This is a genomic window from Pseudomonas sp. P97.38, assembly GCF_001269745.1.
GTDB lineage: Bacteria > Pseudomonadota > Gammaproteobacteria > Pseudomonadales > Pseudomonadaceae > Aquipseudomonas > Aquipseudomonas chlororaphis_E.
The window spans coordinates 98894-125379 of record NZ_LHVJ01000020.1 but is presented as its reverse complement, the minus strand read 5'-3'; the positions used below and the strand labels follow the sequence as shown (position 1 = coordinate 125379).

The following is a 26486-nucleotide window of genomic DNA, read 5'->3' as shown; positions in this document are numbered from 1 at the left end:
TGCTCGCGAAGGCGGCCGGACATTCAACATAGATGTCACAGATACACCGCCTTCGCGAGCAAGCCCGCTCCCACAAGGGATTGGCAGTGAACACAAATGCTGTGCACGCCGCAGCTTCCATGTGGGAGCGAGCTTGCTCGCGATAGCGTCGGATCAGTCAATCATGATGCCGGCTGACAAACCGCCATCGCGAGCAGGCTCGCTCCCACAGGATCATGGCGCGTACGGCAGGACCCGCTTGTGCTCGGTCTTGCGGTAGGTTTCGCAGATGATCCGGGCGGCTTCTTCGCGGATGGTCTTGCCATGCAGGAAGGCGTCGATCTCGCCGTAGGTCACACCGTGGGCGGCTTCGTCGGGTTTGCCGGGGGACAGGTCTTCGAGGTCGGCCGTGGGGACTTTTTCCACCAGCGATTCCGGCGCGCCGAAATCACGGGCGATGGCCCGGACCTGGTTCTTCACCAGGCCGCTCAATGGGGCCAGGTCGCAGGCGCCGTCACCGAACTTGGTGAAGAACCCCATCACGGCCTCGGCCGCATGGTCGGTGCCGATCACCAGGCCATGTTCGGCACCGGCGATGGTGTACTGCGCCACCATGCGCATCCGCGCCTTGGTATTGCCCAGCACGAAATCCCGCGAGCCCGGTGCCTTGCCTTCGAAGGCCAGCACCTCCTTGGCCAGCGCCTTGACCGCCGGGCCGATGTTGACGGTGTGGCGTTCGTCCGGTTCGATGAAGTCCACGCAGGCCTGCGCCTCGTGCTCGTCGAACTGGGTTTCGTAGGGCAGGCGCACGGCGATGAACTTGTAGGCCGGGTTGCCGGTTTTCTCCCGCAGTTCACGCACCGCCCGTTGGGCCAGCAACCCGGCGGTCAACGAGTCGACCCCGCCACTGATGCCAAGCACGAGGGACTTGAGCCCGGAGTTGACCAGGCAATCCTGGATGAAGCCCACCCGCCGGGCGATCTCAGCCTTGAGGGCCGCGTCATCGGCGAACGGGGGCTGGACGTTGAGTTGTTCAGCAATCTCACGCTGTACGGCTTGCATGAATTCACTCCTTGCTAGAGGGGTCGATAAGGTCGGCAGGTACTTGGAAAACATGTCGCATGTAGGCGACGAAATTGGGGTCCTTGCAGTGGGTCTTGCCGGGCTCGTCGGAAATCTTGGCCACGGGTTGCCCGTCACAACTGATCATTTTAAGTACGATGCTCATTGGCTCTACACCTGCAATGTCGCAGGTCAGATTGGTGCCAATACCGAAGCTGACATTAATGCGACCACGCAATGCGCGGAAAATCTCCAGGCATTTGGGCAGGTTCAGACTGTCGGAGAACACCAGGGTCTTGCTCATCGGGTCGATGCCCAGCTTGTGGTAGTGGGCGATGGCCTTTTCGGCCCAGATCACCGGGTCGCCGGAGTCATGGCGCAGGCCGTCGAACAGCTTGGCGAAGAACAGGTCGAAATCCGCCAGGAATGCGTCCATGGTGATGCAATCGGTCAGCGCGATCCCCAGCAGGCCACGGTACTCGCGCACCCAGCAGTCGAGGGCGGCGATCTGGCTGTCGATCAGCCGCGGGCCCAGTTGCTGGTGCGCCATGATCCATTCGTGGGCCATGGTGCCCAGGGGTTTCATGTCCAGTTCCCGGGACAGGTGCACGTTGCTGGTGCCGACGAAACGCCCGGGGAAATCATGCTTGAGCACGTTCACCACTTCTTCCTGGACGCGGTAGGAAAAGCGTCGTCGGGTGCCGAAGTCCGCGACCTGCAGTTCGGACAACTCGTCGGCGCTGGCATTGGCGGTCAACCAGTCGAACTTGCGATACAGCTGCTCCCGCGCCTGTTCCAGGACTATTTCCCGGTAGCGATAGCGGTTGCGCACTTCGCTGACGATGGCCAGCAGCGGCACTTCGAACAGGATCACGTGCAGCCACGGCCCCCGCAGGCGGATGAACAGCTCGCCGTTGTCGATGCCGGTGTGCACGTACCGCAGGTTGAAGCGAAACAGGCCCAGGAAGCGCAGGAAGTCCGGCTTGAGAAAGCTGATGCGTTCCAGGAACCCCAATTGATCGGCGCTCAGACTCAACTCGGCCAGGCGCTCGATCTGGAAGCGGATCTCCGCCAGGTAGGGGCGCAAGTCTTCGCTGTTGCGGCAACGAAACTCCCATTCGACTTCAACGTTGGGGTAGTTGTGCAGCACCGCCTGCATCATCGTCAGTTTGTAGAAGTCGGTGTCGAGCAGGTTCTGCACGATACGATCGGCAAATACACTCTCGCTCATGGTGGGTCTCCAGGCAGGTCGCTGCGTCGGGCAGCGCGGTGCAGCGGTTTGTTGAAAAGGTTAGTGGCGCATAACCTGGATGGGTATTGCCAGTGTTTTTTAGTCCCGCAGATCTTTGTGGCGAGGGAGCTTGCTCCCGCTGGGGTGCGAAGCGCCCCTCTAGCGGCGTCTTGGTTGCGCATCTTGCGGCTGCTTCGCAGCCGAGCGGGAGCAAGCTCCCTCGCCACGGGGTTTATGTGGGATGCAGTTAATGTGGCAGATCCGGGTTGCCGATCTGCTCCAGCATCCATTCCACGAAAAGCTTCACCTTGGGCACCTCCGCCGAGTGCTCGGGGTAGGCCAGGTAATAGGCGCTGCTGCTGGGCATCGCGTGTTGCCAGGGGATGACCAGCTTGCCGTCGGCCAGTTCTTCTTCCACCAGAAAGCGTGGCAGCAGCGCCACACCGCAGCCGACCTGGGCGGCGCGGATGCACATGTAGAAGGTTTCGAAGCGTGGCCCGTGATAGCTGTGTTCGGTGTGGTAGCCCTGGCTGTCGAACCAGTCGTGCCAGGCCTGTGGGCGGGAGGCGTTCTGCAGCAGGACCAGGTCGGCCAGTTGGGTCGGGTCGCTGAAGGGCTGCTCGGGCAGGCTGCCGGGGGCGCAGACTGGTACCAGTTCTTCGCTGAACAGTTTCAGGGATTCGGAACCGGGTCGTGAGCCCTGGCCGAAATAAAAGGCCAGGTCGCTGCGTCCTTGCAGCAGGTCGTCGGCTTCCTGTTCGCTGCACAGGTCCAGATGAATCGTCGGATGGCGCAGCCGCCAGCCCTTCAGGCGCGGGACCAGCCAGCGAGCACCGAAGGTCGGAGGCGTGGAAACCCGCAGGACTTCAGTGTCGCCGCCGTAGGAACGCAGGTAATGGGTGGACATCTCCACCTGCGTGAGGATTTTTCGCACTTCAGCCAGGTACAACTCGCCGGCCGGCGTCAGTTGCAGGCGGCGGCGGACGCGCCGGAACAGCAAGTGTTGCAACAGTTCTTCCAGTTGCGCGACCTGCTTGCTGACGGCGCTCTGGGTCAGGTGCAGTTCTTCGGCGGCGCGGGTGAAACTCAAGTGCCGCGTCACCGCTTCGAAGCATTGCAGCGCCGTGATCGATGGCAAATAGCGTTTGTTGAGCATGGTGAGGCCTTGTTTCCGGTCGCTCTGCCTGGGCAGCATGAATAAACGGAATGATATCTCGCTTAATGGTCGTTTGTTGCCAAGTCTCGCGCCAGCTACAACTACAGTCCTGATCAGCCGTCTTCGTCCGGTTGCCGCCTATTGTCTTTTGCGTGAGGAATTTTCCATGGTTGCTGCATTGCTTGATCGTCTCGGTGTCGACTCGGCCCTGTACCAGAACGGCACCCAGCCGGTGCATTCACCTATCGACGGCAGCCGCATCGGCGCCGTGAACTGGGAAGGTGCCGCTGAAGTCGAGCAGCAGGTCAGCCGTGCCGAGCATGCCTTCGACCTGTGGCGCCAGGTGCCGGCGCCGCGCCGTGGCGAACTGGTGCGTCAATTCGGCGACCTGTTGCGCCAGTACAAGGCCGACCTCGGCGAACTGGTGTCGTGGGAAGCCGGCAAGATCACCCAGGAAGGCCTGGGTGAAGTGCAAGAGATGATCGACATCTGCGACTTCGCCGTCGGCCTGTCCCGCCAGTTGTACGGCCTAACCATCGCCTCCGAGCGCCCGGGCCACCACATGCGTGAATCCTGGCACCCGCTGGGCGTGGTCGGGGTCATCAGCGCGTTCAACTTCCCGGTGGCGGTCTGGGCCTGGAACACCACACTGGCCCTGGTGTGCGGCAACGCGGTGATCTGGAAACCCTCGGAAAAGACCCCGCTCACCGCCCTGGCCTGCCAGGCGCTGTTCGAGCGCGTGTTGAAGAACTTCAGCGATGCGCCGCCGTACCTGAGCCAGGTGATCATAGGCGGCCGCGACGCCGGTGAAGCGTTGGTGGACGATCCTCGCGTGGCTTTGATCAGTGCCACCGGCAGCACCCGCATGGGCCGCGAAGTCGCGCCGAAAGTCGCCGCGCGCTTTGCCCGCAGCATCCTCGAACTGGGTGGCAACAACGCCATGATCCTCGCGCCGAGCGCCGACCTGGACATGGCCGTGCGCGCGATCCTGTTCAGCGCCGTCGGCACTGCCGGCCAGCGTTGCACCACGTTGCGCCGGCTGATCGCCCACGAGTCGGTGAAGGATGAAATCGTCACCCGCCTCAAGGCCGCCTATTCGAAAGTGCGCATCGGCCATCCGCTGGAAGGCAACCTTGTCGGGCCGCTGATTGACCAGCACAGCTTCGACAACATGCAGGATGCGCTGGAGCAGGCCCTGAGCGAAGGCGGGCGGGTGTTCGGCGGCAAGCGCCAGCTCGAAGACCAGTATCCGAATGCCTATTACGTGTCGCCCGCCATCGTCGAGATGCCGGAGCAGAGCGACGTCGTGCGCCACGAAACCTTCGCGCCGATCCTGTACGTGGTCGGCTACAAGGACTTCGCCGAGGCCCTGCACCTGAACAACGCCGTGCCCCAGGGCCTGTCGTCCTGCATCTTCACCACCGACGTGCGTGAAGCCGAACAGTTCATGTCGGCGGTGGGCAGCGACTGCGGCATTGCCAACGTCAACATCGGCCCGAGCGGCGCGGAAATCGGCGGCGCCTTCGGTGGCGAGAAAGAAACCGGCGGCGGTCGCGAATCCGGTTCCGACGCCTGGCGCGGCTACATGCGCCGCCAGACCAATACCGTGAACTACTCGCTGGAGCTGCCGTTGGCCCAAGGGATTACCTTCGACTGAGGTTGTTAGGGGCGGATTTTCAATACGTGGAGATCCTTTGTGGGAGCGAACTTGCTCGCGATAGCGGTGTGTCAGTCACATAGTCGTTGAATGTGCCGCCGCTATCGCGAGCAAGCTCGCTCCCACGCTGAATAGTGTGATGGTTGGGTTTTTCGGAGTCTGGCAATGCCGTTACGCGAAGAATGTCTGTGGGAAAAACTGACGCCGCAAAGGCCTGAAAACACTTCGCTCACCGGGGAGATCACGGCCGATGTCTGCGTGATCGGGGCCGGCTTCACCGGGCTCTCGGCGGCCGTGCATTTGCTGGAGGAGGGCAAGCGCGTTGCGTTGCTGGAGGCCCATCGGGCCGGGCACGGAGGTTCGGGGCGCAACGTCGGGCTGGTGAACGCCGGCCTGTGGATCCCGCCGGACGAGATCGAGGCCGGGTTCGGCGAAGCGGTGGGCAGCCAGCTCAATCGCATGCTGGGGGCCGCGCCAGCCCTGGTGTTCAGCCTCGTCGACAAATACAACATCGACTGCCAGTTGCGCCGCGAAGGCACTCTGCACATGGCCCATAACGCCCGGGGCGAGGCTGACCTGCGCAGTCGCGAAGCCCAATGGAAGCGCCGTGGCGCCCCAGTGGAGTTGCTCACCGGGCACGCCTGCGTCGAGGCCACGGGCACCTCGAAAATCGCCGCCGCCTTGCTCGACCGACGCGCCGGGACGCTCAACCCCATGGCTTACGCCAGCGGTTTGGCCAAGACGGCCAGGGACCTTGGCGGGCAGTTGTTCGATCACTCCCCGGTCACCCGCCTGGAGCGCCAAGGCCAGCGCTGGTCGGTGCAAACGGCCCAGGGCTCGGTGCTGGCCGAGCAGGTGGTGATCGCGTCCAACGCCTACACCGAAGGCGACTGGACCGAGCTGCGGCGCAACTTTTTCCCGGGCTATTACTACCAGGTCGCCTCGGTCCCGCTGACCGACGACGCGGCCCGGCGCATCCTGCCGGGCGGACAGGGTTCGTGGGACACCCGCCAGGTCTTGAGCAGCATTCGCCGGGACAAGGACGGCCGCCTGTTGCTCGGCAGCCTGGGCAATGGCAACCGCAAGCCGACCTGGTTCCTCAAGGCGTGGGCCGACCGGGTACAGCGCCACTATTTTCCCTATCTCAAACCCGTGGAGTGGGAATGCACCTGGACCGGGTGCATTGCCTTTACCCCGGATCATCTGATGCGCCTGTTCGAGCCGGCCCCCGGGCTGGTGGCCGTGACGGGCTACAACGGGCGCGGGGTGACCACCGGGACGGTGGTCGGCAAGGCCTTCGCCGACTACCTATGCCAGGGTGACGCGAAGGCGCTGCCAATCCCCTTCGCGCCTATGCAGCCGCTGGCCGGCGTGGGGCTGCGCAGTTGCCTGTACGAGGCGGGTTTTTCGCTGTATCACGCGGGCCAGTGCCTGCGGATCGTCATCTGAGTGTAGAAAAATGTTACCGCGCGCCGCGTTTTCCGGCGCAGCGGCTAGCCTGTTATGGTGCGGGTTGTAGCAGTTGCGCACCGACAGTGTGCAGTTCGGTGACGCAGGATGTTACAGCATGGTTGCACGTCGTTTCGCGCGATGGTTGCAATGATGGCTCATGGAGGGTTTTACCCACATAAATGCAAGGTTGCACCTTGTGCGGTTTAGACGGTTGCACGCCCTATGAAAAAGGGCCCGAAACAGTCGAAATAACAATAAAGCAGCGACTTTTTTCAGAATAAAAAACCGATGGCACGGCCCTTGCTCTGAGCTTCTCAGTGAAATGAAGTCGCAGTGCCAACTAAAAAAAACCTTGGAGCACCACCTCATGTCCCAGACGTTTTACAAGAAAGGCTTCCTGGCCCTCGCAGTGGCAGCTGCGCTGGGTGTGTCCGCGTTTGCGCAGGCTGATGTGAAATTCGGTGTGGCGGGTCCAATGACGGGGGCCAACGCGGCCTTCGGCGAGCAGTACATGAAAGGTGCCCAGGCGGCCGCCGATGTCATCAACAAGGCCGGTGGCGTCAACGGTGAGAAAATCGTCCTGGTCGCCGGCGACGACGCCTGCGAACCCAAGCAGGCCGTGGCCGTGGCCAACCGCCTGGTGGACCAGGACAAGGTGATCGGCGTGGTCGGGCACTTCTGCTCGTCCAACACCATCCCGGCCTCCGAGGTCTATGACGAGGCGGGTGTCATCGCCATCACCCCGGGCTCGACCAACCCGGCAGTGACCGAGCGCGGCCTGAGCGCGATGTTCCGCATGTGCGGGCGTGACGACCAGCAAGGCATCGTGGCCGGCGACTACATCGTCGACGTGCTCAAGGGCAAGAAAGTCGTCGTGCTGCACGACAAGGACACCTACGGCCAGGGCCTGGCGGATGCCACCAAGGCACAGTTGGAGAAGCGTGGCGTGAAAGCCGTGCTGTATGAAGGCCTGACCCGTGGCGAGAAAGACTTCAGCGCCGTGGTCACCAAGATCCGCGCGGCCGGTGCCGACGTGGTCTACTTCGGTGGCCTGCACCCGGAAGCCGGCCCGCTGGTTCGCCAACTGCGTGAACAAGGCCTCAAGGACGTGAAGTTCATGTCCGACGACGGCATCGTCACCGACGAACTGGTCACCACCGCCGGCGGCGCGCAATACGTCGATGGCGTGTACATGACCTTCGGCGCCGATCCGCGCCTGCTGCCCGACAGCAAGGCCGTGGTGGACGCTTTCCGGGCCCAGGGCGTCGAGCCTGAAGGCTACACCCTGTACGCCTACGCGTCGGTCCAGGCGCTGGCCGCCGGTTTCAACGGTGCCAAGTCCAACAAGGGCGAGGACGCGGCCAAATGGCTCAAGGCCAATCCGGTGCAAACCGTCATGGGCAAGAAAGAGTGGGATGCCAAGGGTGACCTGAAGGTCTCCGACTACGTGGTCTACCAGTGGGACAAGGACGGCAAATACCATCAGTTGGAAAAACAGAAATAATTGAAGGGATAACGGCTTGTGGCGAGGGAGCTTGCTCCCGCTGGGGCGCGTAGCGGCCCTGAAAACAGGACTGCTGCACAGTCCAGCGGGAGCAGGCTCCCTCGCCACGATCGTCCTTCCCGGGCTAAGACCCACCTGTCTTTTCTCTCGAAAGCTGCGCGCACATCGTGCCGCGTCGGCGGCTGAACCCCGGTCCGTCGCCGCGTTGTGCGTGCAGCCTTTCAAATGCGTGAGATCGCGTTATGGATGGTATTTTCCTGCAGCAACTGATCAACGGCCTGACCCTCGGGTCGGTCTATGGTCTGATCGCCATCGGCTACACAATGGTCTACGGCATCATCGGCATGATCAACTTCGCCCACGGCGAGGTTTACATGATTTCCGCTTACCTCGCGGCAATCAGTCTGGCTCTGCTGGCTTACTTCGGTATCGAATCCTTCCCGCTGATGATCCTCGGCACCCTGGTATTCACAGTCGTGGTCACCGGGGTCTACGGCTGGGTCATCGAACGCGTCGCCTACAAACCCCTGCGCAACTCCACCCGCCTGGCACCGCTGATCAGTGCCATCGGTATCTCGCTGATCCTGCAGAACTACGCCCAGATCAGCCAGGGCGCCCGCCAGCAGGGCGTGCCGACACTGCTCGAAGGCGCCATGCGTGTCGACATCGGCAGTGGTTTCGTGCAACTGACCTACACCAAGATCTTCATCCTGGTGGCGGCGTTTGCCGGGATGGCCCTGCTGACCTACATCATCAAGTACACCAAGCTGGGGCGCATGTGCCGCGCCACCCAGCAAGACCGCAAGATGGCCTCGATCCTCGGGATCAACACCGACCGGGTGATTTCCTACGTGTTTATCATCGGTGCCGCCATGGCGGCCCTGGCCGGCGTGCTGATCACCATGAACTACGGCACGTTCGACTTCTATGCCGGCTTCATCATCGGCATCAAGGCGTTCACCGCGGCGGTGCTCGGCGGCATTGGCTCCCTGCCTGGGGCGATGCTCGGCGGAATCATCCTCGGGATCTCCGAGTCGCTGTTCTCCGGTCTGATCAACTCTGACTACAAAGACGTGTTCAGTTTCTCGCTGCTGGTGCTGATTCTGATTTTCCGTCCCCAAGGCCTGTTGGGTCGCCCACTCGTGGCGAAGGTATAAGTATGTCTGCTGCCAATAAACCGATTGATATCAAACAGAGCGTCATCGACGCGATCCTGGCCGGGCTGATCTCGCTGATCGTGTTCGGGCCGATTGTCGGCGTGGTGCTCGACGGCTACAGCTTCAACCTGCAACCGGCCCGCGTCGGCTGGCTGGTGGCGATCGTGATGATCGGGCGCTTTGCCTTGAGCCTGTTCCTGCAAACGCCTCGGGGCCTGAAGGTGCTCCAGGGTTTCGAAAGCTCCGGCTCCGGCGTGCACGTCCTGCCACCGGACTACAAGTCGCGCCTGCGCTGGATCATCCCGGCACTGATCGTGATCGCCATCGTGTTTCCGTTCTTCGCCAACAAATACGTGCTCACGGTGGTCATCCTCGGGTTGATCTACGTGCTACTGGGCCTGGGCCTGAACATCGTGGTCGGCCTGGCGGGGCTGCTCGACCTGGGCTACGTGGCGTTCTACGCCATCGGCGCCTATGGCCTGGCGCTGGGTTACCAATACCTGGGCCTGGGCTTCTGGACGGTGCTGCCCCTGGCGGCGATTGCGGCGGCGATGGCCGGCTGCATATTGGGATTCCCGGTATTGCGAATGCACGGTGACTACCTGGCGATCGTGACCCTGGGCTTCGGCGAGATCATCCGGCTGGTGCTCAACAACTGGCTGTCGTTCACGGGCGGGCCCAATGGCATGCCGGTGCCGTCGCCGACGTTCTTCGGCCTGGAGTTCGGGCGAAGGGCGAAGGACGGCGGGGTGCCGTTCCATGAATTCTTCGGTATCGATTACAACCCGAACCTGAAATTCCTGTTCATCTACATCGTGCTGTTCATCGTCGTGATGCTGGTGCTCTACATCAAGCATCGCCTGACCCGCATGCCGGTCGGGCGTGCCTGGGAAGCCCTACGCGAAGATGAAATCGCCTGCCGCTCCATGGGGCTGAACCACGTGCTGGTCAAGCTCTCGGCCTTCACCATCGGTGCATCCACCGCTGGCCTGGCCGGGGTGTTCTTCGCAAGCTACCAGGGGTTCGTCAATCCATCGTCGTTCACCTTCTTCGAGTCGGCGCTGATCCTGGCGATCGTCGTGCTCGGTGGCATGGGCTCGACCGTGGGCGTGGTGATCGCGGCGTTCGTGCTCACCGTGGCGCCGGAGCTGCTGCGCAGTTTCTCCGAGTACCGGGTGCTGCTGTTCGGCGTGCTGATGGTGTTGATGATGATCTGGCGACCTCGCGGCCTGATTCGTATCAGCCGTACCGGTGTGACGCCGCGCAAGGGGGTAGCGCCATGAGCGAAGTCGTACTTTCCGTTGAAAACCTGATGATGCAGTTCGGTGGGATCAAGGCCCTCAGCGACGTCAGCCTGCAGGTCAAGCGCAAGTCGATCTTCGCCCTGATCGGCCCCAACGGCGCGGGCAAGACCACGGTGTTCAACTGCCTGACCGGGTTCTACAAGGCTTCGGGCGGCAGGATCGAGCTCAATGTGCGTGGCGAGCGGACCAACGTCATCAAGCTGTTGGGCGAGGCCTTCCGGCCGACCGACTTCGTGTCGCCGAAATCCTTCGCCAGCCGGCTGTACTACAAGATGTTCGGCGGGACCCACCTGGTGAACCGCGCCGGCCTGGCCCGGACGTTCCAGAACATCCGCCTGTTCAAGGAAATGTCGGTGCTGGAAAACCTGCTGGTGGCCCAGCACATGTGGGTCAACCGCAGCCTGTTGGCCGGCATCCTCAACACCAAAGGCTACCGCAAGGCTGAAAGCGATGCCCTGGACCACGCCTTCTACTGGTTGGAAGTGGTGGACCTGGTGGATTGCGCCAACCGCCTGGCGGGCGAGCTTTCCTACGGCCAGCAACGGCGCCTGGAAATTGCCCGGGCCATGTGCACCCGTCCGCAGATCATCTGCCTGGACGAGCCGGCGGCCGGCCTCAACCCTCAGGAAACCGAAGCGCTGAGCGCGATGATCCGGCTGCTGCGCGACGAGCATGATCTGACCGTGGTGCTGATCGAACACGACATGGGCATGGTAATGAGCATTTCCGACCACATCGTGGTGCTGGACCACGGCAACGTCATCGCCGAGGGCGGTCCGGAGGCGATTCGCAACGATCCGAAGGTGATCGCGGCCTACCTGGGCGCCGATGAAGAGGAATTGGTATGAGTACACCGATCCTCGAACTCAAGGAACTGGACGTGTTCTACGGGCCGATCCAGGCCCTGAAGAAAGTCTCGATGCACATTGGCGAAGGCGAGACCGTGAGCCTGATCGGCTCCAACGGTGCCGGCAAGTCCACGCTGTTGATGTCGATCTTCGGCCAGCCGCGCGCGGCCGGCGGGCAGATCATCTATCAGGGCGTGGACATTACCCACAAGTCGTCCCACTACATCGCGTCCAACGGCATCGCGCAGTCGCCGGAAGGGCGCCGGGTGTTCCCCGACATGACCGTCGAGGAAAACTTGCTGATGGGCACCATTCCCATCGGTGACAAGTACGCCAGCGAAGACATGCAGCGCATGTTCGAGCTGTTCCCGCGGCTCAAGGAGCGGCGCAACCAGCGGGCCATGACGATGTCCGGCGGCGAGCAGCAGATGCTCGCCATCGCCCGGGCACTGATGAGCCGGCCGAAGTTGTTGCTGCTCGACGAGCCGAGCCTGGGGCTGGCGCCGATCGTGGTGAAGCAGATCTTCTCCACCCTGCGGGAGCTGGCGTCCACGGGGATGACCATCTTTCTGGTGGAGCAGAACGCCAATCACGCCCTCAAGCTGTCGGACCGGGCCTACGTGATGGTCAACGGTGAAATCCGCCTGACCGGCACCGGCAAGGAACTGCTCGCCAACGAAGAGGTGCGCAACGCGTACCTGGGCGGGCATTGAAGCGGCTGCTGTAATGGAAAAACCGGCGAGAGATCGCCGGTTTTTTATCCCTCCAAACCACCACCCAACTTGTGGGAGCGAGCTTGCTCGCGATGGCGGCAGGTCAGCCGACATCGATGTTGATTGAACCGAGGCTATCGCGAGCAAGCTCGCTCCCACAGGAGGCTTTGTATGTTTTTCACAATTGTGGAAAACCATTCTGAACCCTTGCCAAACCGCGACATAAAGTCGCCGCAAACAGTTGTTTTGTCACACTTTTGACTTGTCCCCGTTTGCTGTGGAACTGGCTGTGGGTAACGTGGGAGTAGCTGGCTGAAAGCCTTTGATTACGCGGCCTACAGGGCGATGGTTAATTTCTGATCAGGTGTTTTTGATGGCGCGGCGGTGGCAGTTGTCAACACTTTTATGCGCTTGGGCGAGGCTGCGCAAAACGCTGGGCAAGCCTGTGGATAAGTCTGTGACTAAACTCTGGAAAGACCGCGCGAAGGGCCGTAGTTACTGGCTTGGAGCCATCGCCTAGTTGGCCGCTGGCTTATAGCAGAGATCCTGAACTGCACAACCGTTGTTGCGGGGTCAAGCGAAAAAAATTTCCAAACACCCCGCAAAGCCTTGTGCACAGCGGCCTGGCGCTTGTGCAGTTGCCCCCGGTTACTGTGGACGTGCCTGTGGATAAGGTGCGGGCAACCGGCTGTAGCCCTTATTCCGCGAGGCTTGGCGCCAGTTGGTTGTTTTATGATCAATGTTGAGGGCGGTCGACGGGGTTTCACAAGCCTTGCCCCTGCCATGTCGGGGCGGGCATGCTGTGGGCCGATTTCCATTTCAATGAGCGGTTCAAGCCCAAGCAAGGAGAACACGATGTCCAACACCCTGTTTATCACCGGCGCGACGTCCGGTTTTGGTGAAGCCTGCGCCCGTCGTTTTGCCGAGGCCGGTTGGAAACTGGTGCTGACCGGTCGTCGTGAAGAACGCCTCAATGCCCTCTGCGCCGAGTTGTCGAAGCAGACCGAGGTCCACGGCCTGGTGCTCGACGTACGAGACCGCAAGGCTATGGAGGAAGCCATCGCCAACCTGCCGCCGTCGTTCGCCACGCTGCGCGGGCTGATCAACAACGCCGGCCTGGCCCTGGGCGTCGACCCGGCCCCCAAGTGCGACCTCGATGACTGGGACACCATGGTCGACACCAACGTCAAAGGGCTGCTCTACAGCACTCGCTTGCTGCTGCCGCGCCTGATCGCCCATGGCCGTGGCGCCGGAATCATCAACCTGGGCTCCATCGCCGGTAACTACCCGTACCCGGGCAGCCACGTGTATGGCGCGAGCAAGGCGTTCGTCAAACAGTTTTCCCTGAACCTGCGTTGCGACTTGCAAGGCACGGGCGTGCGGGTGAGCAATATCGAGCCGGGCCTGTGCGAAAGCGAGTTCTCGCTGGTGCGCTTCGGTGGTGACCAGGACCGCTATAACGCCACCTACGCCGGGGCCGATCCGATCCAGCCGCAGGATATCGCCGAAACGATCTACTGGGTGCTCAACACGCCGGCGCACATCAACATCAACAGCCTGGAGTTGATGCCGGTAAGCCAGACCTGGGCCGGGTTTGCCATCGAGCGCAACAAGGCCTGACCGCTGAGTTGGGGAGGCGGTTGATGGAAGCCTGTGGCGAGGGAGCTTGCTCCCGCTGGACTGCGAAGCAGGCCCAGGATTTTGCGACTGCTTCGCAGCCGAGCGGGAGCAAGCTCCCTCGCCACAAACGCATTACGCCAGGCAGTCGGCCAACCCGAGATAGCAGGTCATGAGGTGATAGGGCGTGGTGGACGGCATGTCCCGCCGGCTGACGATGCCATCGGCATCCAGGCATTCGTTCCAGCCCTTGGCATGCAGGAAGTGTTGCTGCAGGGCCTTTAGCTGCGGCAGCAAAGCCTGCTGACCGTCCGCACGTAAGGTCAGTGAGCGCAGGTATTCGGCCTGGGCCCAGATGCGCTGGGTCGCGTCCCGCGGGGCGGCATGCGGCTCTAGGCTCAGCATCGCGCAAACCGCGCCGGACTTTCGGTCTACGCCACGTTGCTCGCTGTATTCGAAGCTTCGCTCAAGGGCCTTGCGCAGCTTGCCGTCACGCAACAAGGGCGACGATGCCAGCAGGAAATACCATTCGAACTGGTGCCCTGGCTCGAACCAGTTATCCACAGACTTGAGCGGTTTCTCCATCATCACGCCCAGCGTCGGTTCGATGAAGCGCTTGAGCATCCCGTCGCACAGGCTCGACAACGCTTGTTGCACATGGGCGTCTTCGCGAACCGAAAGGGTGGCAAGAAACGCTTCGGCCAAATGCATCAATGGGTTTTGCAGCGGGCCCGATTCCAGGGTTGACCAGTCACGCCTGAGGCTGGCTTCGTAGAGGCCGTCGCCGGTGGCAAAGCGTCGGGCGATGACTTCCAGGGCGGCATTGAGCACCGATTCCACCAGCGGCTCGCGCACCTTGTCCCAGTAGTGGGCGCAGGCGAACAGGATGAAGGCGTGGGTGTAGAGGTCCTTGCCGGTGTCCAGCGGCGCCCCTTGCGGGTCGATGCTGTAGAACCAGCCGCCGTGCTCGGCATCGTGGAAGTGCCGCTGCAGCGAACGAAACAGCGCGCTGGCCCGTTCCTCGGCCTGGGGGACTTCGCCAATCAGGCTGGCAAACACGTACAACTGGCGTGCACAGGCCATGGCGCGGTAGCGCTGGGGCGGCAGTGGCACATGGTGGGCGTCCAGGGATTCATAAGGCAACGCCAGTTCGCTGTTCCAGCCCGGGCCTTGCCACATGGGCACGATCACCTCGTGAAAATGCCGGCGCACCGTGGCGAACAGGGTGATCAATTCAGGCGGCAGGGCGGGGCGGGAAGCATCAGGCATTGGCGAGCGTCGTCACGGCAGGGGGCGATTGCGCGACATGGTAGCAGAGTGGCAGGGGCGAGCGATGCAGTGCCTTCAAGGCCCCTTCGCGGACAAGCCCGCTCCCACGATTCGACCGGCGTACGCGGACCTGTGGGAGCGGGCTTGCCCGCGAAAGCGGCCGTGAAGGCCCAGCCAGTCAACCTGCCAGTAGCCAGACCCCAGCCCCCGCCGAAGCGGCTCCGGCCAGTCGCACCAGTGGCGCTGCTGCCCGCGGCAATACACGTACCACCGCGAAACCAGCGCCATGCAGTACCGCCGTGGCTGCGACGAACCCTGCCGCGTAGGCCCAAGGGCTCGACATGTCTGGCAGCTCCAGGCCGTGAGCGACGCCATGGAACAACGCGAATACAGCCGTGGCGCCGACCGCCAGGCTCAACGGTGGACGCACCGCCAGTGCCACTGCCAGGCCCAAGGCCAGTACCGAGGCGGCGATTCCACTTTCCATGGCCGGCAGCTCCAGCCCTTCAAAACCCAGCAGGCCGCCGACTAACATCGTGCCGACGAACGTGCACGGCAGTGCCCAGCGTGCCGCGCCCTGTTGTTGGGCCGCCCACAAACCGACCGCCAGCATGGCCAGCAGATGGTCGAGCCCGCCAATGGGGTGGCCGAGGCCGGCGATCAGGCCATTGTCGCCATGGCCGGGGTGGGCGAAGGCCAGCGCTGGCGCCAGCAGCAGGGCAAGGGTGGCGAGGATGCGTTTGAATGTCATGAAGCGGCTTCCTTGTTGAAAAGTCTAAGAATCAGGCGGCGGTCAGCAGGCCTTGGCGTTCGATGAAGGCGATGATTTCGTCCAGGCCCTGGCCGGTTTTCTGATTGCTGAACACGAAGGGGTTACCGTTGCGCATCCGCCGGGTGTCGCTGTCCATCATCTCCAGGGATGCGCCCACCAGCGGCGCCAGGTCGATCTTGTTGATCACCAGCAGGTCGGATTTGCAGATGCCCGGCCCGCCCTTGCGCGGCAGCTTGTCGCCGGCCGAGACGTCGATCACGTAGATGGTCAGGTCCGACAGCTCCGGGCTGAAGGTCGCCGAGAGGTTGTCACCGCCCGATTCCACCAGGATCAGGTCCAGGCCCGGAAAACGCCGGTTCAACTGGTCCACCGCCTCCAGGTTGATCGAGGCGTCTTCGCGAATTGCCGTGTGCGGGCAGCCGCCGGTTTCCACGCCGATGATCCGCTCCGGCGCCAGGGCCTCGTTGCGTACCAGGAAGTCGGCGTCTTCGCGGGTGTAGATGTCGTTGGTGACCACCGCCAGGTTGTAGCGCTCGCGCAATGCCAGGCACAGGGCCAGGGTCAGGGCGGTCTTGCCGGAGCCCACCGGGCCGCCGATGCCGACGCGCAAAGGTTGTGTATTCATGTGTGTCTCCTAGGAACGGAACAGACGGCTGTACTGGCGCTCATGGGCCATGCACGCCAGGGACAGGCCAAACGCGGCGCCGCCGTGGTGATCGGGGTCGATGCTTGAAGCGGTGTGCTGGGCCTGTTGCAGCAGCGGCAGCAGTTCGCTGGTCAGGCGCTGGGCGGCTTGCTGGCCCAGCGGCAGGGTTTTCATCAGCACCGCCAGTTGGTTCTCCAGCCAGCTCCACAGCCACGCGGCGAGCGCATCCTGGGGCGCGATATGCCAGGCGCGGGCCGCCAGCGCCCAGCACAGGGCCAGGTGCGGTTCGCTGTGGGCGTCGAGAAAGTGCCGCGCGGCGTCATCGAGTTCCGGCAAGCCGTTGAGCAACTGCTGCAGCGAGTAGCCCATCTGCCGGCTCTCTTGATACAGCTCACGGGTTTCCCGGCTGGCGCGGTGTCGGTCGCTGTGGTGCTGCAAGGCCTCCCAGTCGTCGGCGGCCGCCGCGGTGCAGTGGGCCAGCAGCAACGGCGCTTCGAAGCGGGCCAGGTTGAGCAGCAATTGGTCGCTGATCCAGCGCCGCGCGGCGTCGGGCGTGTCGACCTGGCCGTTATCCACCGCCATCTCCAGACCCTGGGAATAGCTGTAGCCACCGATGGGCAACTGCGGGCTGGCCAGGCGCAGCAGCGCCCAGGCCGGGTTCATGTGCGCACGCCGAACTGATGCAGGCGCGGCGCATAGTTGAACGCTTCGTCGCCATGCCGGGAATGGTGATGGCCGCCGCCATAGGCGCCATGTTCCGGCTGGAATGGCGCTTCGATGGCTTCGGCGCTGGCGCCCAGTTGTTCGAGCATCGCCTTGAGTACGTAGTCGTCCAGCAGGCGCAACCAGCCGTCGCCCACTTGCAGGGCGACATGGCGATTGCCCAGGTGATAGGCGGCGCGGGTCAGTTCAAAGGCGTTGGCGCAGGTCACGTGCAGCAATTGTTCGGGGCGGGCGCAGACGCGCACGATGCGCCCGTCTTCGGCCTGCAGGCATTCACCGTCGTACAACGGCGGCTGGCCGCGCTCCAGAAACAACCCCACGTCTTCGCCCTCGGCACTGAAACAGCGCAGGCGGCTTTTGCTGCGGGCGTCATAGGTCAGGTGCAGCTCGGCGTCCCAGTGGGGTTGAGGGTCGATTCTGCGATGAATCACCAGCATCGGCGTGCTTCCAGCAATGAGCGATGTGGTGTTTAGAGCAAGGGGCTTGCCAATCGAAGAGGGTGTAGGAAATAGCCGGGGGCGTTGGGCCAACGCTTTACCGTGGGCGATGTTTTGTTCCGGATTGGTGCGCGTCATGAGTGGGGCGCACTATTTTGTGGCGAGCGGCAAACCTGTGGGAGCGGGCTTGCTCGCGAAGGCGGCGTGTCAGTCGACGTCCATGTAGCTGAACCACCGCCTTCGCGAGCAAGCCCGCTCTCACAATGGGGATTACTCGGTGCTGCCCAAGCCTTGCCAGTGCTTGAGGCCGATGAAGATGAACCGCAATTGCTGGGTGATCTTGGCCTGGGGCGTGAGGTGTTCGGGTGGTGCTTCGACGGGTGGGTCGATGATGTCCGGCAGGGTGGCGAACACGCTCTTGACGATGAGGTCGGCCATCACGCTCAGCGCGGCGGTGTTCAGGTGTTGCAGCTTGGGCATGAGGACCAGGTCGGCGGCAAGGTCGGAACTGATGTCCTCGCGCAGCCGTGCGATGGCCTGGCGCACGGGCAGGGAGCCGCCATATTGCTCGCGGGCGAGGAACAGGAACTGCGAGCGGTTGGCTTGTACCACGTCGAGGAAGATTCGCACCGACGCGTCGATGATGCCGCCCATGACGAACTCGTTGTGGCGCACCAGGCGAATGGTTTCGCGGAAGGTCTGGCCGACTTCGCAGACCAGTGCCAGGCCCAGTTGGTCCATGTCGTCGAAGTGCCGGTAGAAGCCGGTGGGCACGATGCCTGCCGTCCTGGCGACTTCCCGCAGGCTCAGGCTGCCAAATCCCCGGCCGCACTCCATCAGGTGACGGGCAGCGTCCATCAGGGCAATTCGGGTCTGTTGTTTCTGTTCGGCGCGGGGCAGCATCGCAGGACTGACTTCCGAGTCATGGGAGCGACGCACTCTAGCAAATCGGGTTTGCCGACGTCGAACGATAGAAGGGGTTAACGCGGGGAAACGAGGGCTTTGAAAATCAAAAGCCCGATTGCAGGAATCGGGCTTTTTTCAAGGCCGCCATGGGCTTAGCTCACGGAGCCGTTGCGTTCGATCACACGGTCACCGCCGTCGGAAGCGAGGGCTTCACCCAGTGGAGTGCGGTCGGAACCGTCGGCTGCCAGGCTTTCACCCAGTGGAGTGCGGTCGGAGCCATCGGCTGCGAGGCTTTCACCCAGTGGAGTGCGGTCGGAACCGTCGGCTGCGAGGCTTTCACCCAGTGGGGTGCGGTCGGAACCATCGGCTGCGAGGCTTTCACCCAGTGGGGTGCGATCGGAACCATCGGCTGCCAGGGACTGACCTTGTGGAGTGCGGTCGCCACCGTCCTGGACCAGACCTTTTTCTTCCAGTCGATCCCGGCCACCTTCAGCGACGGTCTGGCTGTAGACCGAATGGCTGTCCTTGACTTGCGGAGTGGCCTGTTCGGAGGCTGGCAGTGCGAAGGCAGTCGAGGCCAGCAGTGAAAGGGACAAGCTCATCAGTAATTGGCGTTTCATGATCAGTGCTCCTTGGGAGGGCGATAAAGTGGGTACGAGGGCAATGCTACTCTCGATAAGTCGATATAAAAGTTCATAAACGCAATGGTAATAATCAACGGAATTGATTGTTCTGGGCGAGGGCTCTAGGACGGGCGTTTCCAGGGTGCGGTTTTGCACCGCAGTGGGTATTTTGTACCCATCGCTGCGTCACGAATGGGCGGGTGCGGTAACAGTTTGCTGACGGATCGGTCAGCAATTCGAGACTTTTTTGGCCCACGATGGCCACGGCGTTAAACCTGTTGGCCGTTTTGCCAGTCTGACCTTTTATTACGAACAGGCTAAGGTTCGTCTTTTTTTCAGGCGCCGCCGTTCGGACGCCGACTTGTATCAGGAGCCTCGTGCATGACGCGCACCTCGAAAATCCTTGCCTGGAGCTTTGCCTGCCTTGTGATCTTGCTGGCCGTGTTGGTGTTGGTGATCGCGTTCTTCGACTGGAACCGGATCAAACCCACGCTCAACGCCAAGGTGTCCGAGGAACTGCATCGCCCGTTCGCCATCAACGGCAACCTGGCGGTGGTCTGGCAGCGCGAGCTGGAGGAAGGGGGCTGGCGCGCCTGGCTGCCGTGGCCCCATGTGGTGGCCGAGGATTTGAGCCTGGGTAACCCTGATTGGTCGAAAACCCCGGAGATGGCCACGCTCAAGCGCGTCGAATTGCGTATTTCACCCTTGGCGCTGCTGGGCCGGCGGGTGGTGATTCCGCGTATCGACCTGACGGAGCCCAATGCCAGCCTGCAGCGCCTGGCCGATGGGCGCGCCAACTGGACGTTCCAATTCGACCCGAAGGACCCGGACGCCGAGCCGTCCAGCTGGACGGTGGACATCGGCGCCATCGGCTTCGACAAGGGCCACGTCACCCTCGACGACCAGACGCTCAAGACCCGCCTCGACGTGTTGATCGATCCGTTGGGCAAGCCCATCCCATTCAGCGAGATCGTCGGCGACAAGGCCGCCAGGAAAGCCCAGGACCTGGGGGCGGTGCCGCAGGACTACGCGTTTGCCTTCAAGGTCGACGGGCACTATCACGGGCAGGCGCTCAGTGGCTCAGGCAAGGTCGGCGGCCTGCTGGCGTTGCAGGATGCCGCGCGACCTTTCCCGTTGCAGGCCCAGGCCAGGATCGCCGACACCCGCGTCGAGCTGGCGGGCACGCTGACTGACCCGATGAGCCTGGGGGCACTCGATCTGCAATTGAAACTGGCCGGTAAAAGCCTTGCCCAACTCTATCCACTGACCGGCGTGACCCTGCCGGATTCACCGCCCTACGCCACCGACGGTCGCCTGATTGCCAAGCTCCACGAGCCGGGCGGGGCGCTGTTCCGCTACGAAGACTTCAACGGCAAGATCGGCGACAGCGACATCCACGGCAACCTCGCCTACGTCGCCGGCCAGCCGCGACCCAAGCTCAGCGGCGCGCTGGTGTCCAACCAGCTGCTGTTCAGCGACCTGGCGCCGCTGATCGGTGCCGACTCCAACGCCGAGCAAAAGGCCCGGGGAGGCGCCAGCAAACAGCCGGCCGACAAGGTCTTGCCGGTGGAAGAATTCCGCACCGAGCGCTGGAGCGCGATGGACGCCGACGTGGAGTTCACCGGTAAACGCATTGTCCACAGCGCGCAGTTGCCGTTCACCGACCTCTACACCCACCTGGTGCTCAACGACGGGCAACTGAGCCTGGAACCGCTGCGCTTCGGCGTGGCCGGCGGCCGGCTCGATGCCCAGGTCCGTCTCAATGGCCACACCCGTCCCCTTGAGGGCCAGGCGAAGTTGACCGCGCGAGGCTTCAAGCTCAAGCAGTTGTTCCCCGGTTTCGAACCGATGAAAACCAGCTTCGGCGAGCTCAACGGCGACGCCGATATCAGCGGTCGCGGCAATTCGGTGGCGGCGTTGCTGGGCACCTCCAACGGCACGCTGAAAATGCTCATCAACGATGGCGCCATCAGCCGGGAACTGATGGAGCTGGCGGGGTTGAACGTCGGCAACTACGTGGTGGGGAAAATCTTTGGCGACAAGGAAGTGAAGATCAACTGCGCGGCGGCGGACTTCGACATCAAGACCGGCCTGGCGACCACCCGCCTGTTCGTGTTCGACACCGAGAACGCGATCATCTACATCGACGGCACGGCGAACATGGCCACCGAGCAACTGGACCTGACCATTTCGCCGGAGTCCAAGGGCTGGCGGCTGATTTCCCTGCGCTCGCCGTTGTATGTGCGCGGCCCTTTCGCCAAGCCTTCGGCCGGCGTCAAGGCGGTGCCACTGATGTTGCGCGGTGCCGGGATGGTGGCGTTGGGCGTGATCGCGGCTCCGGCCGCCGGCCTGCTGGCGCTGGTGGCTCCCAGCGGTGGTGAGCCGAACCAGTGTGCGCCGTTGCTGGAGCAGATGAAGGCGGGCAAGGCGCCGGTGACGGTGAAGCCAACGCGCTAATCCGTGGCTTTGTGGTGGGGCCTAGGGCCTCTTCGCGGGCAAGCCCGCTCCCACATTCGAGCGCATTCTTTCTGAATGAACTCGGTCAATTGTGGGAGCGGGCTTGCCCGCGAAGGGGCCGGTAAGGCTTACAGATCGGCCAGGATATCGGCCATGTCGTCGGCGTGCTCTTCTTCCTGGGCCAGGATGTCTTCGAAGATGCGCCGGGTGGTGGGGTCTTTTTCACCGATGTACTGGATGATCTCGCGATAGCTGTCGATGGCGATGCGCTCGGCCACCAGGTCCTCGTACACCATCTCCTTGAGGGTGTTGCCCGCCACGTACTGGGCGTGGGAATTGCGGCTCAGCAGGTCGGGGTTGAACTCCGGCTCGCCGCCCAATTGCACGATGCGTTCGGCCAGCTTGTCGGCGTGTTCGGCTTCCTGGTTGGCGTGTTCGAGGAATTCGCTGGCCGCCAGGCTCGCCTTGAGGCCGGTGGCCATGTAGTAGTGGCGTTTGTAACGCAGCACGCACACCAGTTCCGTGGCCAGCGCTTCGTTGAGCAGGCGGATGACTTGCTGGCGATCGGCGCTGTAGCCCTCGGTCACCGCGCCGTTCTCTACGTTCTGCCGTGCACGTTCGCGCAGGGTGGTTACATCGGATAAGTGCATGTCGCTCATCTCGTTCTCCTGGAGGCTGATCCGGTTGGGAGCGTCACGCTCTCGGGGCGTGATCGCTTACAGGCTTGGGAGTGATGAGCGGGGCAAAAAGTTTTATGAAATGTGCCAACGCCTACAATCACGGTGATGCGTCATGAAGCACGCATAGACTGACCTTCCCCTCCATCGCTGAGCACAAGGATGTCCGCCCATGTCGCAACGCTGCGCCACTCGTTACCCGTTGGTACTGGTCCCAGGCATGCTCGGGTTCATTCGGCTGGTGCTGTACCCGTACTGGTACGGGATTGTCTCGGCGTTGCGCCGCGAAGGGGCGGTGGTTGTCGCGGTGAAGGTGTCGCCGCTGCATTCGTCCGAGGTGCGTGGCGAGCAACTGCTGGCGCTAATCGATGAAATCCTGCGCCAGACCGGTGCGCAGAAGGTCAATCTGATCGGCCACAGCCAGGGCAGCCTCACGGCCCGCTACGCTGCCGCCAAGCGCCCGGACCTGGTGGCCTCGGTCACGTCGGTGGCCGGCGCCAACCATGGCTCGGAACTGGCCGATTACCTGCAACGGCATTATCCCGCCGACAGCGCTAGGGGGCGGGTGCTCAGTGCGCTGCTGCGGCTGGTCAACGCCCTGATGAGCCTGCTGGAAACCGCCTACCACGGACCCAGGCTGCCGGTTGACATTGACGCGTCCCATGCCTCCCTCACGACGGCGGGCGTGGCCCTGTTCAACCAGCGTTATCCACAAGGGCTGCCGCCAACCTGGGGTGGGCACGGCCCTGAAGAGGTCAACGGGGTGCGTTATTACTCCTGGTCCGGCACCTTGCAACCGGGCAAGACCGACAAGGGGCGCAACCTGTTCGATGGCACCCACCGCAGTTGTCGCCTGTTCGCCCGCACCTTCGTGCGCGAGGCCGGCCAGTGCGACGGCATGGTCGGGCGCTACAGTTCGCACCTGGGCACGGTGATCCGCGATGACTATCCGCTGGACCACTTCGACATCGTCAACCAGTCGCTGGGGCTGGTCGGCAAGGGCGCCGAGCCGATCCGCCTGTTCGTCGAGCATGCCGAGCGCTTGAAAGCGGCCGGTGTCTAGTGGCCCGGGTTGTCTACACTGGATGCATCGCCGTCACGCTTGTGCGGCACTCAGGAGAAGACGTCATGAAAATGCTGCGTGTTCCTTTGTTGATGATCGGTTTGCTGCTGTGCTCCCAGGGCTTCGCCGCGACGGCGCAGCAGAACAAGATGACCACCTGCAACGCCGACGCCAGCGCCAAGGCGCTCAAGGGTGACGAGCGCAAGGCGTTCATGAGCACCTGCCTGAAGGCCGACTCGAGCACCCCGCAGGAGCGCATGAAAACCTGCAACGCCACGGCCACCACCCAGGCCCTGAAGGGCGATGCCCGCAAGGCGTTCATGAGCGACTGCCTGAAGAAAAAATAGGCGCGGGGCCTGCGGGGGCCTCTTCGCGAGCAGGTTCGCTCCCCGGCAGGTTTGCGTTGTGTGGCCCATTGTGGGGAGCGAGCCTGCTCGCGATGGGCCATCGAAGACGCAGCAAAAAATCCCCTGAACCTCGACCCGAATCGGCCGATACAATGCCTAGTGCTGTCGGCGGAAGGCTGGCAGACTGCCAATCCTTTCACGCCGTTTGCTTTGAGGCTGTATGCCAACGTTTTCTCAGCGTCATGTGTTGTTGGTGATCAGTTGGGTGATCATCTTCGGTGGGTTGTTGCTGGTGCTGCCGCTGCGCCTGTTGCCGAGCCTGCTGGCCGGGTTGCTGGTGTTCGAGTTGGTCAACATGCTCACCCCGCAGTTGCAACGACTGATCGAGGGTCGGCGTGCCCGCTGGCTGGCGGTGGCGTTGCTGGGCACGCTGGTGGTCAGCGTGCTGACGTTGATTTTCGCCGGGGCCATCAGTTTCCTGCTCCATGAAGCGGAAAACCCGGGCGCCTCCCTGGACAAGTTCATGGCGGTGGTCGACCGCGCCCGCGGGCAGTTGCCGCCGTTCATCGACGCCTACCTGCCGGCCAGCGCCGCCGAGTTCCGAGTGGCGATCGGCGCGTGGATGAGCAAGCACCTGAGCGAGCTGCAGCTGGTGGGCAAGGACGCGGCCCACATGTTCGTGACGTTGCTGATCGGCATGGTGCTGGGGGCCATCGTCGCCTTGCAGCGCATCCCCGACCTGACCAAGCGCAAACCCCTGGCGGCGGCGTTGTTCGATCGCCTGAACCTGCTGGTCAAGGCGTTTCGCAACATCGTTTTCGCCCAGATCAAGATTTCCCTGCTCAACACCTTCTTCACCGGGATCTTCCTGGCGGTGGTGCTGCCGCTGTTCGGCATCAAGCTGCCGCTGACCAAGACCCTGATCGTGATGACCTTCCTGCTGGGGCTGTTGCCGGTCATCGGTAACCTGATGTCCAACACCCTGATCACCATCGTCGGCCTGTCGCTGTCGATCTGGGTCGCCGTGGCGGCGCTGGGTTACCTGATCGTGATCCACAAGCTCGAATACTTCCTCAACGCCCGGATCGTGGGCGGGCAGATCAGCGCCAAGTCCTGGGAATTGCTCATGGCAATGCTGGTGTTCGAAGCCGCATTCGGCCTGCCGGGGGTGGTGGCGGGGCCGATCTACTATGCGTACCTCAAGAGCGAGTTGAAGCAGATCGGGATGGTCTAGGACAGCCGTTGCGAGCTGCAAGCTTCAAGCTGCAAGTAAAAGCCAGTCGTGCCGCTTTACTGCCGTTACTTGGCGCTTGAAGCTCGAAGCTTGCAACTGGCTTTAGCCGTAACGCTTCATCGCCTCGATCGCCAATCCGCTGCCAATGCTGCCGAAGATGTTGCCTTCGACATGCTTGGCTCGGGGCAGCATCGCCGAGACGCTGTTGCGCAGCGCCGGGATGCCGCTGGAGCCGCCGGTAAAGAACACCGTGTCGACCTGCTCGACGCCGACGTTGGCATCGCCCAGCAGCTGCGTGACGCTGGCGCGCACCCGCTCCAACAGCCCGTCGATGGCCGATTCGAACAGTGCCCGGCTCAGGTCCACGCTCAGGCCCGGTTCGATCCGGTCCAGGGCCACATGGCGCTGGTCGGTGTGGGTCAGCTGAATCTTGGTTTCCTCGACTTCCATGGCCAGCCAGTGCCCAGCGCGCTGTTCGATCAGCTTGAACAGCCGGTCGATGCCGCCGGTGTCCTCGATGTCGTAGCGCATGCTGTTCAGGGCGAGGGTGGATTTCTGCGCGTACACCGCGTTGATGGTGTGCCAGGTCGCCAGGTTCATGTGGTGGCTGGTGGGCATGTAGGCACCGCTTTTCATCCGGCTGCCGTAGCCGAACAGCGGCATCAGGCCCTGCAAGCTCAACTGCTTGTCGAAATCGGTCCCGCCGATGTGCACGCCGCCGGTGGCGAGGATGTCGGCATGACGGTTGTCGTGGTTACGCCGCTGCGGTGACAGGCGCACCAGGGAGAAGTCCGAGGTACCGCCGCCGATGTCGACGATCAGCACCAGTTCTTCTTTCTCGATGGTCGATTCATAGTCGAAGGCGGCCGCGATGGGTTCGTACTGGAACGACACCTCCTTGAAACCGATCGCCCGGGCGACGTTCGCCAGGGTGTTCTCGGCTTCCTGGTCGGCCAGTTCATCGTCATCGACGAAAAACACCGGACGGCCCAGCACCACTTCTTCGAATTCCCGACCCGCGGCGGCTTCGGCGCGTTGCTTCAGTTGGCCGATGAACAGCCCCAGCAGGTCCTTGAATGGCATGGCCGTGCCCAGCACGCTGGTGTCGTGCTTGATCAGCTTGGAGCCCAGCAGGCTCTTGAGCGAGCGCATCAGCCGGCCTTCGTAGCCTTCCAGGTACTCGTGCAGGGCCAGGCGGCCATACACGGGCCGACGTTCCTCAAGATTGAAAAAGACCACCGACGGCAGGGTGATCTTGCCGTCCTCCAGCGCGATCAACGTTTCCATGCCGGGGCGCAGCCAGCCGACGGTGGAGTTGGACGTGCCGAAGTCGATACCGCAGGCACGGGCCGGGGATGCGTTTTTCATGTCTTTGCGGTTCCAGCTAAAAAAACGGCCGCGCAGTGTATGCCAGTGCGGCCCGGATTCGAAGGCCGGTTATCCGCTAATTTGCAAACGCTGGCCTTGAAAGACCGCGCAATCCCCCCAAACTTGCTGGCATGGGCCTGGCAGCCACAGGGCGAGTACAAGAACCGCCACCGGCTGCCGATAAACTTCTGATGCGCCGCCCGGTCCCAATCTTGAGATCGGTCAATCCGCTGCCTGGTCATTCAGGCAGGCTGTGCGTGGCGGTGCGACATCGATAACGGATG

Annotated in this window: 24 protein-coding genes; 12 read left to right on the top strand and 12 right to left on the bottom strand. The window is 62.8% G+C overall.

What is annotated here, in order from left to right:
- Positions 1-213: 213 nt before the first annotated feature.
- The 3 genes from nadE to AD664_RS16820 all read right to left on the bottom strand — a co-directional run bounded on the left by nadE (position 214) and on the right by AD664_RS16820 (position 3428).
- Complete coding sequence (gene nadE, locus AD664_RS16830; RefSeq protein ID WP_053148028.1) at positions 214-1041, bottom strand: ammonia-dependent NAD(+) synthetase; 828 nt, start codon at positions 1039-1041, stop codon at positions 214-216.
- A 4-nt stretch (positions 1042-1045) separates the two neighbouring features.
- A complete protein-coding gene (pncB, locus tag AD664_RS16825) occupies positions 1046-2272 on the bottom strand; it encodes a nicotinate phosphoribosyltransferase (RefSeq protein ID WP_042731285.1) in 1227 nt (408 codons plus the stop codon).
- A 247-nt stretch (positions 2273-2519) separates the two neighbouring features.
- Entirely contained in the window at positions 2520-3428 is a 909-nt protein-coding gene (locus AD664_RS16820) for a LysR family transcriptional regulator (RefSeq protein WP_053148032.1), read from the bottom strand.
- Between the two features lie 166 nt (positions 3429-3594).
- Between AD664_RS16820 and AD664_RS16815 the strand changes: the two genes are divergently transcribed.
- The 8 genes from AD664_RS16815 (at position 3595) to AD664_RS16780 (ending at position 13683) form a co-directional block, all read left to right on the top strand.
- Positions 3595-5085: an aldehyde dehydrogenase family protein gene (locus AD664_RS16815; RefSeq protein WP_053148025.1), complete on the top strand. Its 1491-nt coding sequence runs from the start codon at positions 3595-3597 to the stop codon at positions 5083-5085.
- A 165-nt stretch (positions 5086-5250) separates the two neighbouring features.
- Positions 5251-6534, top strand: coding sequence for an FAD-binding oxidoreductase (locus AD664_RS16810; RefSeq protein WP_053148022.1), 1284 nt, complete (start codon positions 5251-5253; stop codon positions 6532-6534).
- Positions 6535-6904: 370 nt separating this feature from the next.
- The gene (locus tag AD664_RS16805; RefSeq protein ID WP_047736046.1) at positions 6905-8041 is read left to right on the top strand and encodes a branched-chain amino acid ABC transporter substrate-binding protein; all 1137 of its coding nucleotides are present in this window, start codon (positions 6905-6907) and stop codon (positions 8039-8041) included.
- A gap of 242 nt (positions 8042-8283) precedes the next feature.
- Positions 8284-9198 carry a branched-chain amino acid ABC transporter permease gene (locus AD664_RS16800; protein WP_042732182.1) on the top strand — a complete coding sequence of 305 codons (915 nt, stop codon included), beginning with the start codon at positions 8284-8286 and terminating at the stop codon, positions 9196-9198.
- 2 nt (positions 9199-9200) lie between these two features.
- On the top strand, positions 9201-10481 hold the full coding sequence (gene livM / locus AD664_RS16795) for a high-affinity branched-chain amino acid ABC transporter permease LivM (protein ID WP_042732181.1): 1281 nt from the start codon (positions 9201-9203) through the stop codon (positions 10479-10481).
- Complete coding sequence (locus AD664_RS16790) at positions 10478-11350, top strand: ABC transporter ATP-binding protein (RefSeq protein WP_053148020.1); 873 nt, start codon at positions 10478-10480, stop codon at positions 11348-11350. The genes livM and AD664_RS16790 overlap by 4 nt, the downstream gene beginning before the upstream one ends.
- Positions 11347-12063: an ABC transporter ATP-binding protein gene (locus AD664_RS16785; protein WP_042732179.1), complete on the top strand. Its 717-nt coding sequence runs from the start codon at positions 11347-11349 to the stop codon at positions 12061-12063. Before AD664_RS16790 ends, AD664_RS16785 begins: the two co-directional genes overlap by 4 nt.
- A gap of 855 nt (positions 12064-12918) precedes the next feature.
- On the top strand, positions 12919-13683 hold the full coding sequence (locus AD664_RS16780; protein ID WP_042732178.1) for an SDR family oxidoreductase: 765 nt from the start codon (positions 12919-12921) through the stop codon (positions 13681-13683).
- Positions 13684-13815: 132 nt separating this feature from the next.
- Here the strand turns inward: AD664_RS16780 and AD664_RS16775 are convergent, their stop codons facing one another.
- From AD664_RS16775 to AD664_RS16745, 7 genes are all read right to left on the bottom strand, one after another.
- A complete protein-coding gene (locus AD664_RS16775) occupies positions 13816-14949 on the bottom strand; it encodes an AGE family epimerase/isomerase (RefSeq protein WP_053148018.1) in 1134 nt (377 codons plus the stop codon).
- A gap of 178 nt (positions 14950-15127) precedes the next feature.
- Positions 15128-15700, bottom strand: a complete 573-nt coding sequence (locus AD664_RS16770) for a HupE/UreJ family protein (protein WP_053148016.1) — start codon at positions 15698-15700, stop codon at positions 15128-15130.
- A 31-nt stretch (positions 15701-15731) separates the two neighbouring features.
- Positions 15732-16346, bottom strand: coding sequence for an urease accessory protein UreG (gene ureG / locus AD664_RS16765; RefSeq protein WP_042732585.1), 615 nt, complete (start codon positions 16344-16346; stop codon positions 15732-15734).
- A 9-nt stretch (positions 16347-16355) separates the two neighbouring features.
- Complete coding sequence (locus tag AD664_RS16760; protein WP_053148014.1) at positions 16356-17030, bottom strand: urease accessory protein UreF; 675 nt, start codon at positions 17028-17030, stop codon at positions 16356-16358.
- On the bottom strand, positions 17027-17527 hold the full coding sequence (ureE, locus tag AD664_RS16755; protein WP_042732583.1) for an urease accessory protein UreE: 501 nt from the start codon (positions 17525-17527) through the stop codon (positions 17027-17029). The genes AD664_RS16760 and ureE overlap by 4 nt, the downstream gene beginning before the upstream one ends.
- A gap of 270 nt (positions 17528-17797) precedes the next feature.
- Entirely contained in the window at positions 17798-18430 is a 633-nt protein-coding gene (locus tag AD664_RS16750; RefSeq protein ID WP_042732582.1) for a TetR family transcriptional regulator, read from the bottom strand.
- 155 nt (positions 18431-18585) lie between these two features.
- Positions 18586-19053 (bottom strand): hypothetical protein, encoded by a 468-nt coding sequence (locus tag AD664_RS16745; protein ID WP_053148012.1) that lies wholly within the window; start codon positions 19051-19053, stop codon positions 18586-18588.
- 384 nt (positions 19054-19437) lie between these two features.
- Between AD664_RS16745 and AD664_RS16740 the strand changes: the two genes are divergently transcribed.
- Positions 19438-21513, top strand: coding sequence for an AsmA family protein (locus AD664_RS16740; protein WP_053148010.1), 2076 nt, complete (start codon positions 19438-19440; stop codon positions 21511-21513).
- Between the two features lie 128 nt (positions 21514-21641).
- Here AD664_RS16740 and AD664_RS16735 read toward each other — a convergent pair whose 3' ends face one another.
- Positions 21642-22172 (bottom strand): bacterioferritin, encoded by a 531-nt coding sequence (locus AD664_RS16735; RefSeq protein WP_042731809.1) that lies wholly within the window; start codon positions 22170-22172, stop codon positions 21642-21644.
- 190 nt (positions 22173-22362) lie between these two features.
- Here AD664_RS16735 and AD664_RS16730 point away from each other — a divergent pair, with 190 nt between their 5' ends.
- The 3 genes from AD664_RS16730 (at position 22363) to AD664_RS16720 (ending at position 24834) form a co-directional block, all read left to right on the top strand.
- A complete protein-coding gene (locus tag AD664_RS16730; protein ID WP_053148009.1) occupies positions 22363-23253 on the top strand; it encodes a triacylglycerol lipase in 891 nt (296 codons plus the stop codon).
- 65 nt (positions 23254-23318) lie between these two features.
- Positions 23319-23600: a PsiF family protein gene (locus AD664_RS16725; protein ID WP_042731807.1), complete on the top strand. Its 282-nt coding sequence runs from the start codon at positions 23319-23321 to the stop codon at positions 23598-23600.
- A gap of 220 nt (positions 23601-23820) precedes the next feature.
- Positions 23821-24834, top strand: a complete 1014-nt coding sequence (locus AD664_RS16720; RefSeq protein WP_042731806.1) for an AI-2E family transporter — start codon at positions 23821-23823, stop codon at positions 24832-24834.
- Positions 24835-24936: 102 nt separating this feature from the next.
- On the opposite strand, the gene AD664_RS16715 is transcribed toward AD664_RS16720, so the two are convergent.
- Positions 24937-26202 (bottom strand): Hsp70 family protein, encoded by a 1266-nt coding sequence (locus tag AD664_RS16715; protein ID WP_053148008.1) that lies wholly within the window; start codon positions 26200-26202, stop codon positions 24937-24939.
- Between the last annotated feature and the right edge of the window lie 284 nt (positions 26203-26486).